Below are 13,102 nucleotides of genomic sequence, written 5' to 3'. Positions count from 1 at the left end.
TTTCACTTGTTTATTTATTCATCATTCATGCTATTCCTAATACAAACAACATTGTAGAGGAGTTAGTCTGCTATTAATTGTCCTGTACGGTTGATGAAATTGTTAATTTAACTCCAGTCATCAAAATGCTTTTCAAGAAATCGTAATTCTCCCTCATAATGAGCTAGATGACCTTCTTCTACGAGCTTAACAAAAGCCGGATCTCCGGATGCTGCGCGAGAAGTCAGTGTATTACACATTGTGTGGATACGCCTTATAACCCACTGTTTAAGATCTGTTGGTATATCTATACCATAAGTATCAAAAAATAACTTAATTCTGTTTTTACGCATAAGCGCATGCTCTTCTAGATCATAGGGAACCACGTTGCAATCAGCTTCACCTGGCGAGAACCCCGAAAGCGGCACAGACGTGTAGAGTGTATAAACGATATCCCATATCCGTGGCCCTTTGCCCGCCATATCAAAATCAATGATTCCCACGAGAAGCTTGTCTTGAAACACCATATTGTAGGGTGCAGCGTCGTTATGGCAGACCACGTCATGTTGGCTTGGATCAGGATAATCATTCTGAGATTTCAGTGACGTCATATATCCGACCGTTGCATCATGATAGCTCCTCAGAAGCTTCGCTTGTTGTATTAAAACTTCATCTGTCCACATATACCTTTCGATCTCAGGATACTGGTTACCGGGAACTACTCCCTCAAGATAAGAAAAGATCTCTCTTCCCTGTTCATCTACACCCAAATATCTAGGGACAGTAGATAAACCAACCTTTTCAAGATGTATCAGTAATTCATTCACGTATGCATTTTGCGAGTTACGACGAATGGTATCACCGATTTTGATTACTTCGTTTACGTTTCCACCCGTAAGCACCTCTTCATGATCCGTCATAATCATCCCTCCTCGCCTGTCATATGGTACTCATACATTCCAGTTTCATATCGGTTTTTATATTTATGTTATTATAAACCTAATTTTTCCTGTAGCACATATGTTAATAGAATTACCATCCTATTTGTTAAAAAGCAAATAACGCCGTCAACACTGACGACGCTCCTTGATACGATAGGATACGCTCTATTCACTTAGTAAACGTTTATTAGACTTGGTTGTTACGTAGCAATCTCATGCTGGATCTCCTTACTATTTTCTATAAAATCTGCCCGTTCGACACGGTATAGATCATAGATCTGCTCTGTTCGATTAATCGTATGATAGATATCCGAATATATTTCATTCGCCAGCTTCACGTAAGGAAGTTTCTCTATTGCCTTTCTCGAACGAATATTTTGCTCACGAATCTTAATGAATACCGTCTCAATATGATGTTCAAGAAACAGTTCAACCAAAAAAGATTCTTTCGCTCTTTGGTTATATCCTTTTCCAAAATACGGACTACCAATCCATGTGGCCAAGAAACCCGTTTTATTCACAATATGATATAGATCAATCGTACCAATAGGAGATCCCGTTTCATTCAGAATGGTTCTCGAAATAGATGTATTTTGTTCTTCTTCAGCAATCAACTGTTTCGTTACAAACAAGTATTCTTCATAGGTCTGACATGCATAACGAACGTAAGGAAACACCATAGGATCTGTCATCAAGCTATAAAGTGAATGGCATTCGTGTAAGTCACGTTTTTTCAACATTTTTTCTACCACCTAGTCCTTTTCATTCGCTATATTCAAGCAAACTAAGTATATCCAAGGTGGTGTAGAGTTTAATGAAATCTGGATCATGCTTATGTAAAATTTATCATTAAAATGTTGTTCACTCTTCTGCTATAATAATATCCTCACATCCATTATTGATATAAAATTCGTTCTCCTCGCAAAAATGGTTGGCAGCGGTCGGCACACAATATCGGCATTCGCTTACGCATCCAATCATGCATTTTCTCGTTCCCAAACTGAAAAACATAGAATCCGATGATCGCCGCGAGCATAAAACCTTCCAACTGCAACAACTCCGTCTCTGAGCAGCCCCTTTCACCATAATACGCCTCAAGAAAAGCATCACGGCGATCTGAAGGTAGCATCAAAGCCCCCATTGCCACATCTGTTTGTGCGTATCCCTTTCCATAGAACCCGAAGTCGATAAACCGTAAGTCGCCATTCGCTGTCCAAATCGCATTCCCCAAGCCTACATCGCCATGAATAAGATCTGGCCCTTCATTCCCACCTTCATCCGACAAACGAGAGTTTATCAATCGTAACGTATTATCAATAATTACCGCATCCGCAGATGTAAAAAGACTTTGAGAAACACCTGAATAGATTACCTGTGCCATTCGCTCGTTGTAGGCTTTCCCCTGGCTCGGTCGTGCTTCCATACCGACTGGATTGTACTGATTAAAAAAGGCATGCAGCTCTGACATATGCGTGCCCAGCTTCTTGATAACTTCTGCATCTAGTGTATCTTCTTTAGTCAGATCACGACCTTCCATCCAAGTAAGAAGCGATGCATTCAGTCTGCATCCATCTCCTTCAAGATTCGTGACAAGTTGGCCGCTTTTGTTCCGCACTGGCGTTTGCACTTCATCGTGGTACCATTGACCCCATTGCTCCAACATATCCAGTTCTGCCAAAACACCTGCTTCAGTGTGCTGTAATCCCTTCATCTCCTGCACAAAGGGATCATGAATACGAAGTAGGTACTGTTTGCCAGCGCTGTCCTGAACCCGGTAAGTCCTATTTTCGTTATGTCTTAGAAACGTCAGTTCTGGCCGATCCACATCGTAAGCATTAAGCAGAAGCATTAGCTGTTCATTGGTCATCTCAATCAAGCTCCTTTTCGATTTTCCACTATGGCATGTGCTTGCTTCTCTCACAACAACTCAACTTGCGTAAAGTTATTCATTCCGCACTAACGCACTAAATGTCTTTATTCACTTGATCATGACAATGAACTCATAATCTCCTTTACTAAATCGATCCACAGTAATGAATCCGAATTTCTGGTAAAGGTGAATTGCTGTTTGGTTAAATGCTGCGACTGTTAAGCGGTAAGAACTATGGTCAAATCTATCCACGATGAAATTCAATACACTTGAGAAAAATGAAGCTCCCTGCCCTTTTCCTGTTAATTCTGGATTCATGCCTATTCCAAGATCGATGTAATTTTCACCATAAACATAAGTTTCATTCGGAACCTGAGCTGAACTCCCCATACACATAAACCCAATCAGTTCATCATGAATATCTAAAAGAACGTAATAGGAGCTATTTAGTAATTCATCCAATGCCTCTAATGAAAGTTCATTATCATAGAAATCATACGGTTGTTCATATTTCCAATGCAGTATCTCTTCAGCAAATCCTACGGTCATTTCATGTATTGAATAAGACAATAGATGACCTCCTTTTGATGAAACTATAGTGTTCAGTCCAATCTAGCATCATTATTAATCATTCCGAGCTATATTTCGAATGATTAATTCAATGGAGGATTGCGTGGAGTTCCAATCCATATGAGAATGTCCAGTAAATGAACTCGCAAGATAGGCGCATTGATGAAACAGAAGTTCTAATCCCAGTTGAGATGCATTGATGACCCCGATATCTTGATCTGCCTTAACCCTCAATTGTTCTTCGTACTTCCAATGCTCCCAAGTGTCCCACATTGAATCATCATGACTATTTTCTAAGGTTAGACGGTATAATTCTGTTTTGGTGAATCGGGTAGAAGCCTTGATTTTTCTTAAATCCTTCATTGTGAGTGGATGGATAGCTCCATTGAAAATAAATAAATCCATGTTCGAATCCTTGTCACGTTCTATAAATATAACATCGTGAGTTTGCATACTATGCCTAAAAAGACTCGATAGGAGAAACATCTCTTGGCAGTCAGCGGCATCCATTAACAATACTCGGCCCAGCTCTTCTCTTATTTCAATATGAATGTCTTTTTGCTGTAACACAACGACGGTCATTTCTTTCGATTTCATCCGTACTTTTGCTCGTTCCACCTGATAGGACAGTAACATGTTATACACTCCAAACATTTGGATCTTTCCCACAGTTCCCTATTTAAATACAGTTATCTTAATTGTATATCCTTAACAGTTGATTCACATTTCGCTGAAACTCATAACCTGTGTTCTGGATTTCATAATTCCACCCGGCTTCTTCGATCAAGTTGATGATAGAATCCAAATGTACTGATCTCCCACTTGTTAAATCCACAATAGGAAAAACTCGAATTTCTTTGCTTGTTACTCTCATAAGTTCACTTATGGTCGCTTTGTGAAAACTCAGGTCTAGTCGATCTGAATACATAAACAAGAAATGCGCCGACAATGTGATATCAAACTGATTATCCTGAAAGGGTAGCTGTGGCAAAGTTGCGGCAACATAACGTTTAGAATTTGCAAGCATATCATCGGTGCAATCTGTCAAAGCTCTCATTCGACTTGATCGCAGTTCATCAAATGAATTGAAATAATTCCAAACATAATTTTGTTTAACCTTTCCAATATTCTCAATGCCATGTTCTACATCTAATAGCCCTTTTTTCTTAAGCTGCTGAACCGGATGAGAGTATGCAATATCAGCAGCTGTCACATCTCCTCCTAACCGATTCGCTATAGAGGTAAAGGAACAAGCGCCAGCGGGACAATCTAAGATTTTGTTATTCAGCATATCCTCGTTAGAGAGATTAAATATATCCTTATATTCTTCAAAAGTTCTTCCAATGAAAATGATGCGTTCTAGATTAAGTCCAATGTCCGAGGAAGCCATAGCTACTCAACTCACTTTCAAGGATATGATGAATTTCATGAAATCACCAATTATTTAAAACCCACTCTTTAATCTCATTTGCTACATCTTCAGGTGTAAGTTCACTTGTGTTGATTGTTGGCATTGGAGGGGTAAAAGCTATACTTGCATTCTGCACCAACCAATTGGCAAAATTCTTATGTTCCTGGACAGCTTCATCACCCCAGCCTCGCGCTAACAATCTTGCTGCACGTGTTTCGTCATCGCAATGCAAGTTAATGTAGTGAATCGTCTCAAACTTATCCTTGTGGTCAGCAGATTCAATGTTTTCTGGAACCATCGTTCCACAGAGCACAGTGCCGCGACCACTTAATGAAATACTATAAGCAATTCTGAGCCAATTTGCTTTTGCAATTTGCCAGTCGACATTGTCGATAATGTCCATATCAAATACATCAAATTCAGGAAGGCTCTCACGCACCAGTGCGCAAACCGTGGTTTTGCCCGTTCCACTGGCACCTGTAACTACAAATAAAGGCAACTTGCTCATATAACTTCATCCTCTCAGTACAAAATAATATGTAAATTCGTTTAGTTGAAAATGACATGTACCAACATTTAAAAGCTACTTTGTCTATAGTGTACTAAGGCTTCATCATTCGCTTATGTATTTCTTTTAACATGAGCCATTACATTCAATACACCTGTAACAACTAATGAAAATGCTGGAATTAAAATAAATTACTTGATGTTGAATCAGAGATCACAGTCGCCGTAACAAATCAATTTGCAGCAGTAAAATTTAAAACTCCAATCATGAGAAAGCTAACCTTCTTCATTAAATCATCTCCCAGTCCAAACTGTATCCGCTGAATACGGATTTGCATACAGATCGACATCAATTTCAGCATGAATTGAATCAGCGAACTTAATAAAATTAGAGTCAAAATATAGAGCAGGTGTGTAACCCTCTTCCATCACCATGACAATATAAAATTTAGACTTCAGTTGATTTTGTGCCTGGATTGTATTGATTTCGTCAGTTTTCTCTTTTAATACATTCATAACTTTGATCAACTGGTCATTTACATCGAGAGACTCTTCATATTCAGTACCTACTGTCCAGGATGTTTCTTGATGACTATGTTTCACATTAATGATATCCCCTTTTCTAGTAACGCTGGTTGGGGTAATTTCAAGCTTCGATGTCACTTCATCCGGATCAAAATAATCACCAAATAGGCTATAATAAGCCTTTACCTGTGTTTTATTCATCGTCTCTCCTTTTATACAGGAATGTTAAGCACCGTCTAAATGAGATATACAGTTATAGCGTTCACAATTCCATCTCACTTGCTCTTTATTTATTATGGTTACCGATGTGTTATGGAGACTTTCTTGCATATCCACATGCCGAACGAGCTTACTCAAGATCAGCCCAAGTATTGCCCCATGGCTTACGATCAGCAATTTTTGATTCGGATGTCTCTCAGCTAGATCCGCGAGGCAGTCTACTCCTCTTTTAATAATATCCGCCTGTGGCTCTATACCTAAATCTAGTTTCGACCAGCTATATCCCCACTGATTAACTCGCTCTTGTTCGGTTGTACCTTCAGTAAGTCCACCATTCATTTCTCTTAAACGTAGGTCGGTTCTCACTTCAATGTTCTTCAGTTTGCCTATCATTTCTGCTGTATCGAGCGCTCTGCATAAATCACTTGAATAAATGATATCCCACTCTTCGTTCTCCATTCGCTTAGCAAGTAATTTCGCTTGTCTTCTTCCCTCGTCATTTAAAGGGATATCCGTATGTCCCTGCGCTCTAAATTCATAATTCCAATCCGTAACACCATGTCGTATAAGTCCAAATACCGTCATAGAAGTTCCCCTTTCATAGGATCTCATTCTCCATTCAAGTAGCCCTTCTTTCCATTACCTAAACACCAAATTGCCTTAAATGATGGTCTAGATGTTTATAAATCCCCTTCCCCCATTCTTCAGGAGAGAGCTTGCCAAAGAAAGGATGCGGTTTTCTTGTACATTTCTCAGGCCCATCATGTTGGAATGTAATTATCTTTTGGAGCAACATCTTCTTTTCTAGTTCAAACTCTCTCTCATCTACAATCATTATCTCAGGAATTGTGGACATATTGTGTGGCAGCGGCTTGTCATTGTAAAATACGGGTTTCGCTAATTTTCCGATGATTAATCCTAGCCAACTTCTTGCAGAAGTAGAGTTTCCCATTGCGATGTCCTGAAACGCCGAGCAGTGAGCCAGCATCTGTGAAGCATTCATCTTCCCCCATTGCGGCTGAGCATCCGGACGTAGTTGGTTGAGACGCTCCACAATCTCATTAGCATGAACTTGTTCGAATAGGCTGTTCATTTCATTCCTCCTAAGAACATCGTTATTACTACGTTTATTCGTGATAGCGTTTCAATTTTATAAAGTGTTAAAAATCCATTTTATGGTTTAATCATAATTATAATCAAAATTTGAAAAATAACGAGACATCAATGTTAAGAAATTCTATGAATTTAAAGAAGATTAGTATTTAACAAACTTAAGTTTCAATAGGTTGGACAGCTAGGCTATTTCATTTTAAAAGGTAGGGATGACTGGTGAAATACAAAATTCTGATTGCTATACTCTCAGTAATCGTTATTCTAACAGGGCTTTATCTATATACAGATAGGGAAATCATTGCACTTAAAACAGGCACAACTCCGCCGCTTCAGTGGGATAATCCATATGAGAATGATGAGGAACCAATTCAACTTACGACGGATAATCAAACGTTATCTAATCCCAATGTGCATCTTACAAAACTCTACTATCTACCCAAGTCAAAAAAGATTCAGTTTGGGCTATGGTACAGTAAAAACGACTATCAACCTGATCAATCCAAAAAGATTCCAGATCGGATTTTCCAAGTCACGATTCAAGATGCAAATGGCCAACTATTTGACGATGAAACCGTTGTGAAAACAGAGGGGATATTTGATGTGTTTCAACGTAGATCCATTTCTATTAATTTAGACGATTTAGATAATCAAGGCACGATTGAAGTAACTGTTTCTTTCATTGCACAGGATGGCACAACCATAACTCCTCTTGAGTCAGCGAGCTTTAAGGTAACTATTTCTTAATCGCATCTACAATCAGAGATGTAAAACCCAAATTGCCATTCTCATTTCGATGATCGTATCGCTTAGACCTATAGATGAATCCCTTTTCTGGATTCCAATCTTGAGAATGAAAACGTCCATCTTCGTCCCAATATTCCAATAACTCAACATCAAAGCCGGCTTCCTCAAACATCTGGGTGATTGTTTTATAATTATGTACGATCTTATGACTTGCCGCTGGATGATCGAGAGGTCCTGGGCCGCCAATCTTAACTAGATTCTGATAATCTTCATTTGCAAAATAACCATCAGGAACCGCGCAGCGAATATAACCTTTCGTACGTAGATACTTGTAGCATATCTTAGAAGCTTGGACTCCCTCTTCGTAGGTCATGTGCTCCCAGATGTGCTCTGATAAAATGGCTTCTAATTTTCGATTCTTAAAACTTTGTTCCCAATCTTCCAATCGCAGTAAATTCAATTGTTTCTCTTGAGTTTGTATCCACCCTTCATAACTTTGTGAGGAAGCACCTATAATAATTTTAATTGGATCTGTTGGTGCTATATGAGAAATATCTATCATACACTTCTCCCCTTTTACTTTTATTCACTAGACTTCCCTCGAAATCTTTCAAATATTAACTTCACTCTTGAAATAATGCCCGATAATTTTCTCAGCACACTCTTCTGGCGTGTTCAAGCTCGTATCTATGGAATAGCTGTAATGAATATTCTTAGCCATCATTTTGTGCTGCTCATCTGATTGCTTCTCTCCACGATCACCGCGCTCAATATTACGTTTCCGACATAGATCTAATGGACAATGCACCTCAACGATATCCAGAGGATACCCTGCAAAAATCTCTTGGACTTGTTCATAATGCGGTTGTAACTCTGGTCTTTCAACAAGTATTCCATCAATTAATACGTGCTTTCCATGATCTGAAAACAATTTTGCTGTGTGATACATCATAATAATCGCTTCACTTAAGTACTTCCAGTAGTCTGTTTGGAGATGCTTATCCCCAATCGTATTTTCAAAAAGATCATTAGCTACAACATAAAAAAACGGCTCAGAGTACGCTTGCATCGCTTCTACGATGGATGTTTTGCCTGAGCTGGTTACACCATTCAAAAATATAATTTTCCCTTTTTCCATTTCTCTTATCATCCTTTATTTGAAATTAGGTCTATCTCGGAAATATGCTTGGTCAGAAGATCTAATTGAGGTGAAGCAAACCAATCTGGCTTAATCTCGCAATCTCCACCAAATTTAACAACATGTGTAACGGCTAACGATGACATATAGATGTTATGCGGTCTTAAGGGAGGAACCATGACGCTATCGTTCTTTTTTAAAATTCTCAAAGACAATTGATTCTGCTCATCAAGTTCTGCATATGCAATCCAACCTTGTTGTACAACATATACTTCATTTAATGCTTGGTGATAATGACTATTCTGCCACGCGCCCTTCTCGGAACCTTCCGTTCGGATATATGAGCTACCATCGTTATTGATTAATCTAAATCGCTTTTCGCCATTATCCATAAGGTGGTATGCCGTTTCTACTCCTAAGCTTTTTGCCTCTTCCAAAGAGATCACTTTCATTGGTTTGCTCCTTGTTAATTTCCCTTATAGATTATAAATTCTCTTTCATCATTTCTCTTATAAGTATTGAAGCGTTCTCAATTTTTATTTTATTATTTCTTGTATTACTATCCCAGCCGATTGATTCTGCATATTCGATTAGTCTTGCAATCAACTTCGGCTCGTAAACACCAATATCCCAGCGATCTCCCCAACGAATGAAATATTCAGCAAATGTGGATTTAAACTGATTCGAATAGATGCGCAAAACGATATTATCATCTTGTTCATCGACTACATATAAGTACAAAACACCGTCTATAGTTATTTTCCGAACTTGCTTCCTAAATACCTTCAAACAGTCACCTCTTTATTTCTGTAAATGTATCCCTCCGGTATAATTATAATTCACTTTGAAATACGTTCTATGATGCTCTTTATTTCTACCAAGTCCTTAATGGACATATAGTTTGTTGAAGGTTTACCAAAGTAATCATCTTCTTTCCAAATTCCTCTCATACCCGCATGAATACTTGCATCGACATCATTGACTGGATGGTCTCCTACAAATATCGATTCTTGAGGTTCTAATCCTAAACGATCTAAAGCTCTATTAAATAAGTTAATGTCTGGCTTACGCAAACCCTCAATTTCAGAAATGAATATTCCGTCAAAATAATGATCAATGTGTAGTCCTTTGATATTGTTCATCTGAAATCTACCGAATCCATTCGTTATAATTCCTAATTTCATTTGCTTGTCTTTCAAATAGTCAAGAATTTCTATTAATCCGGGAAAACCAATACAGTGATATTGAAATGATTGAATATAGTCCTCCAGTAATTCGTCCCAATTCAGATCTAAATTAAATTCATTGATTAGCGCTTGATAAACTTTGTCTTTCCAGACATCCCCCTTCTGATCTAATTCAATAAATCTCTGTACAAAAATGGGTTCATCTACGCTTTGAAAAGCCTGAATTCGATGATATTGATTATGAATGAAAGCAATTAATGATTGCTCGCGATCAAGCAATGTCCCATCCAAATCAAACAATATGCCTTTAATCATATATTCTTCACCCTTTGTTATATGTGCGAGTATTAAGGAATTGAGCACTGGTACTTATAAAGTCTAAAAAGTCTTTTCAAAAATATATAAGTCCCCTTCTTCACTAACTTTGGTAAACCCACACTTGGTATAGAAATGATGATTCTTAACACTCCAATTAGGAGTATCCAGCCACCATTTTGCACTATCCGGAAATTTTCTTTCAACCTCTTGCATTACTTTCATTCCGATCCCTTGATGTTGAAAGTTTGGATCAATAAAGATCCTGCCAAGATTATGAACTTGATTGGTTTCAATAACGATTATAGCTCCACCTATTATCTTTCCATTAAGAAGTATCTTGAAGTATTCACATTGTTCGATCATCTCTTCTTGCCAACGTGCAGAGTCGTATCCTACTGGACCTCCAGATTCACTGTTGTTAAAGCGCCTTGATTCATCATCAAAACTAGCTTTTTGTATTTCAGCAAGTTTATTTGCATCATATTTCATAGCTCGTTCTAATATCAGCACCATTAGATCCCTCCCATTAAAGTGACCAGATTAAAGATGATCTTTTTGTTGAATGATTCACTGTTTGTCTTCTGTGGTACAATTTCAACCTTACAAATCAAACTCTTTTTTAATCAGCTCGGCTGCCTGACCTGCTTCCAGTCCGACGGTATTAATTCTCATATAATTGGGTTGGGTAATCTCCCCGGGCATTGAATTGAGCCTATGCTTTTCATAGGTTTTAATCAGTTCGGCCTCCGACCATTCCACGTCTCTTTTAGTAGGTTTATGTGCCAACCTATTTTCAGTCGTATTGCGTTTTTTGCGTTCTTCCAAATTGGCTTCTAATTCAACTAAGTATACCGTTCCGCCTCTTGATTCGAATAGGCTTGAAACCTGCTGAATATAGTTCCAATCGCTTTGTAGATCGAATGCCCATACAAACGTAAATATGAGTCCTTCCAATTCGCTCTTAGATACTTCTTCGAATATCTCTTGCCGAATCACACTTACCAAGCGCTTTCCAGCAGGTGTCCCATAATCAAAAAAAGGAGACACAAAATCAATAGACATGTGATTATGAAATAATTTCAAATCTGTTTTGGCTTCTAAACATTGACCCACCGTCATCTTTCCTACGGCTTGGGGACCAAAGAGTATAACTAACTTCATTTAAATGTGCCTCCTCTATACATTATTGCTAACTCGTAAATTCGTTGTCTATCGTTACATTTAAGTTTGCTCAACTCTGCAATACTTTTCTTCCTTCATTAAAATACATACTCTCATTTCCATGAATTAAATTTTTAAATCCACCTTTATAATAAGGCATTAATTCATCCGCCTCTTCTATGTCCAACCATGCAATTTCAGAGATTTCATCTGGTCTAATAATTTGTTCTTCGCCGCCTACGATCTCTGCCCTAAACGTATAAAAAATGACATGTTCATTGATATCCTCAAATTTGCACTCGTTGATTGCAACAATCCCATGGACTTTCACTTCAAGTCCCGTTTCCTCTTTTACCTCGCGAATCGCAGCCTGATCTAATGTTTCATTTAACTCAACAGCTCCACCAGGAGGAGACCAACTTGATCGATCAGCATTTTTAACTGCAAGAACTTTAGTTTTGAACGGGTCTGTTATTAGTGAATACACAACGTCTACTCTTCTCATTAAAACCATATCCCTTCTATATGCCTCTAAATTAAGCGCTCTCATTGATTCAGAATAACCGATGTGAGAATAGGTTCTATTTAAAGGGAGCCTCTTTCTTGCAGAAACCTAATTAGTTCATCATCGTTACTTGCTTTATTAATCACTTCTTGAATAAAATCTGCCTTACCCATCGTATAAGCGACTCTATCATGTTTAAATTGTTCTTCGAGTCTCTTCTTTAAATTCAATATTCCAGTGTGAATGGTATTCAGATACCATTAAAAAGTCTTAATCTCATCAGATATATTATTAATAATCAATTCAACGGGATCGTTATTCCTCACTGCCTCTTGCAATCTCCCCTCTCTATTCCACTTTATTCCTAATTCAATAGCTTTAGGGTACTTCATTCTGTACTTATCCAAAAATCGAATTGCTTGTTCTTCGCCTAAAGCCCTTATAACCTGGTCAGTCCTTAACACACGTTGAAGTTCTCCTAGATATGTATCAGCACACTTGATATCGAGGTTTCTTGACTTGATGAATGAATTCTCTGCATCATTTAGATTGGCACCACCTGCAATAGGATCAGTTGCTGCGAATCTTACTTTCCTAACTCCTGACATTATAATTGCACCAAAACAAAGTACACAGGGTTCTGTTGTTGTATATAGTGTGTAGTTTTTGTGTTCTTCTGAATCTAACGTATCCAGTTGTAACAATGCATTTATCTCTGCATGTGCTAATCTATTCGAGCACGTTTGTTTAATTGGAGCCGTTGTTTCGTTGATTCTATTTCTACCTCTACTAATTATTCTATGACTAGCATCAACGATAACTGCACCGATAGGAATTGAGCCATGAGCATATGCTTGCCATGCTTCTTCAAAACTAGCTTTCCAACCATCTGATAGTTTCTCCCACACACTCAA

Annotated in this window: 20 protein-coding genes; 1 reads left to right on the top strand and 19 read right to left on the bottom strand. The window is 38.1% G+C overall.

What is annotated here, in order from left to right; translation table 11 throughout:
* Window positions 1-107 precede the first annotated feature (107 nt).
* The 10 genes from DMB88_RS11985 to DMB88_RS11940 all read right to left on the bottom strand — a co-directional run bounded on the left by DMB88_RS11985 (window position 108) and on the right by DMB88_RS11940 (window position 7,115).
* Window positions 108-899, bottom strand: coding sequence for an aminoglycoside phosphotransferase family protein (locus tag DMB88_RS11985; protein ID WP_128101535.1), 792 nt, complete (start codon window positions 897-899; stop codon window positions 108-110).
* Window positions 900-1,120: 221 nt separating this feature from the next.
* A complete protein-coding gene (locus DMB88_RS11980; RefSeq protein WP_128101534.1) occupies window positions 1,121-1,660 on the bottom strand; it encodes a GNAT family N-acetyltransferase in 540 nt (179 codons plus the stop codon).
* 155 nt (window positions 1,661-1,815) lie between these two features.
* Window positions 1,816-2,787, bottom strand: a complete 972-nt coding sequence (locus DMB88_RS11975) for a phosphotransferase enzyme family protein (RefSeq protein WP_128101533.1) — start codon at window positions 2,785-2,787, stop codon at window positions 1,816-1,818.
* A gap of 111 nt (window positions 2,788-2,898) precedes the next feature.
* On the bottom strand, window positions 2,899-3,360 hold the full coding sequence (locus DMB88_RS11970) for a GNAT family N-acetyltransferase (protein WP_254438537.1): 462 nt from the start codon (window positions 3,358-3,360) through the stop codon (window positions 2,899-2,901).
* Window positions 3,361-3,414: 54 nt separating this feature from the next.
* Window positions 3,415-3,957: a hypothetical protein gene (locus tag DMB88_RS11965; protein WP_128101532.1), complete on the bottom strand. Its 543-nt coding sequence runs from the start codon at window positions 3,955-3,957 to the stop codon at window positions 3,415-3,417.
* A 97-nt stretch (window positions 3,958-4,054) separates the two neighbouring features.
* On the bottom strand, window positions 4,055-4,750 hold the full coding sequence (locus tag DMB88_RS11960; RefSeq protein WP_128101531.1) for a class I SAM-dependent methyltransferase: 696 nt from the start codon (window positions 4,748-4,750) through the stop codon (window positions 4,055-4,057).
* A 43-nt stretch (window positions 4,751-4,793) separates the two neighbouring features.
* On the bottom strand, window positions 4,794-5,279 hold the full coding sequence (locus DMB88_RS11955; RefSeq protein ID WP_128101530.1) for an AAA family ATPase: 486 nt from the start codon (window positions 5,277-5,279) through the stop codon (window positions 4,794-4,796).
* A gap of 293 nt (window positions 5,280-5,572) precedes the next feature.
* Window positions 5,573-6,004 carry a DUF4279 domain-containing protein gene (locus tag DMB88_RS11950; RefSeq protein ID WP_128101529.1) on the bottom strand — a complete coding sequence of 144 codons (432 nt, stop codon included), beginning with the start codon at window positions 6,002-6,004 and terminating at the stop codon, window positions 5,573-5,575.
* 24 nt (window positions 6,005-6,028) lie between these two features.
* On the bottom strand, window positions 6,029-6,607 hold the full coding sequence (locus DMB88_RS11945) for a histidine phosphatase family protein (RefSeq protein ID WP_128101528.1): 579 nt from the start codon (window positions 6,605-6,607) through the stop codon (window positions 6,029-6,031).
* 58 nt (window positions 6,608-6,665) lie between these two features.
* Entirely contained in the window at window positions 6,666-7,115 is a 450-nt protein-coding gene (locus DMB88_RS11940; RefSeq protein ID WP_128101527.1) for a DUF1569 domain-containing protein, read from the bottom strand.
* A gap of 236 nt (window positions 7,116-7,351) precedes the next feature.
* Here DMB88_RS11940 and DMB88_RS11935 point away from each other — a divergent pair, with 236 nt between their 5' ends.
* On the top strand, window positions 7,352-7,879 hold the full coding sequence (locus DMB88_RS11935; RefSeq protein ID WP_128101526.1) for a hypothetical protein: 528 nt from the start codon (window positions 7,352-7,354) through the stop codon (window positions 7,877-7,879).
* Here DMB88_RS11935 and DMB88_RS11930 read toward each other — a convergent pair.
* The 9 genes from DMB88_RS11930 to DMB88_RS11885 all read right to left on the bottom strand — a co-directional run bounded on the left by DMB88_RS11930 (window position 7,869) and on the right by DMB88_RS11885 (window position 13,096).
* The gene (locus DMB88_RS11930; RefSeq protein WP_128101525.1) at window positions 7,869-8,441 is read right to left on the bottom strand and encodes a class I SAM-dependent methyltransferase; all 573 of its coding nucleotides are present in this window, start codon (window positions 8,439-8,441) and stop codon (window positions 7,869-7,871) included. The genes DMB88_RS11935 and DMB88_RS11930 overlap by 11 nt on opposite strands.
* 48 nt (window positions 8,442-8,489) lie before the next feature.
* Window positions 8,490-9,017, bottom strand: coding sequence for a phosphotransferase-like protein (locus tag DMB88_RS11925; RefSeq protein ID WP_128101524.1), 528 nt, complete (start codon window positions 9,015-9,017; stop codon window positions 8,490-8,492).
* An 8-nt stretch (window positions 9,018-9,025) separates the two neighbouring features.
* On the bottom strand, window positions 9,026-9,469 hold the full coding sequence (locus DMB88_RS11920) for a cupin domain-containing protein (protein ID WP_128101523.1): 444 nt from the start codon (window positions 9,467-9,469) through the stop codon (window positions 9,026-9,028).
* 31 nt (window positions 9,470-9,500) lie between these two features.
* A complete protein-coding gene (locus tag DMB88_RS11915; protein WP_128101522.1) occupies window positions 9,501-9,806 on the bottom strand; it encodes a hypothetical protein in 306 nt (101 codons plus the stop codon).
* A gap of 50 nt (window positions 9,807-9,856) precedes the next feature.
* Entirely contained in the window at window positions 9,857-10,519 is a 663-nt protein-coding gene (locus tag DMB88_RS11910) for an HAD family hydrolase (protein ID WP_128101521.1), read from the bottom strand.
* A 63-nt stretch (window positions 10,520-10,582) separates the two neighbouring features.
* A complete protein-coding gene (locus DMB88_RS11905; RefSeq protein ID WP_128104413.1) occupies window positions 10,583-11,032 on the bottom strand; it encodes a GNAT family N-acetyltransferase in 450 nt (149 codons plus the stop codon).
* 90 nt (window positions 11,033-11,122) lie between these two features.
* Complete coding sequence (locus DMB88_RS11900; RefSeq protein ID WP_128101520.1) at window positions 11,123-11,683, bottom strand: DEAD/DEAH box helicase family protein; 561 nt, start codon at window positions 11,681-11,683, stop codon at window positions 11,123-11,125.
* Between the two features lie 70 nt (window positions 11,684-11,753).
* Window positions 11,754-12,188: an NUDIX hydrolase gene (locus DMB88_RS11895; protein ID WP_128101519.1), complete on the bottom strand. Its 435-nt coding sequence runs from the start codon at window positions 12,186-12,188 to the stop codon at window positions 11,754-11,756.
* Window positions 12,189-12,448: 260 nt separating this feature from the next.
* Window positions 12,449-13,096 carry a nucleoside deaminase gene (locus tag DMB88_RS11885; protein ID WP_164848679.1) on the bottom strand — a complete coding sequence of 216 codons (648 nt, stop codon included), beginning with the start codon at window positions 13,094-13,096 and terminating at the stop codon, window positions 12,449-12,451.
* Between the last annotated feature and the right edge of the window lie 6 nt (window positions 13,097-13,102).

Source organism: Paenibacillus sp. DCT19, assembly GCF_003268635.1.
Classification (GTDB): Bacteria; Bacillota; Bacilli; order Paenibacillales; family Paenibacillaceae; genus Paenibacillus.
The sequence above is the reverse complement of the archived record's forward strand: the minus strand, read 5'-3'. Positions and strand labels throughout refer to the sequence as shown.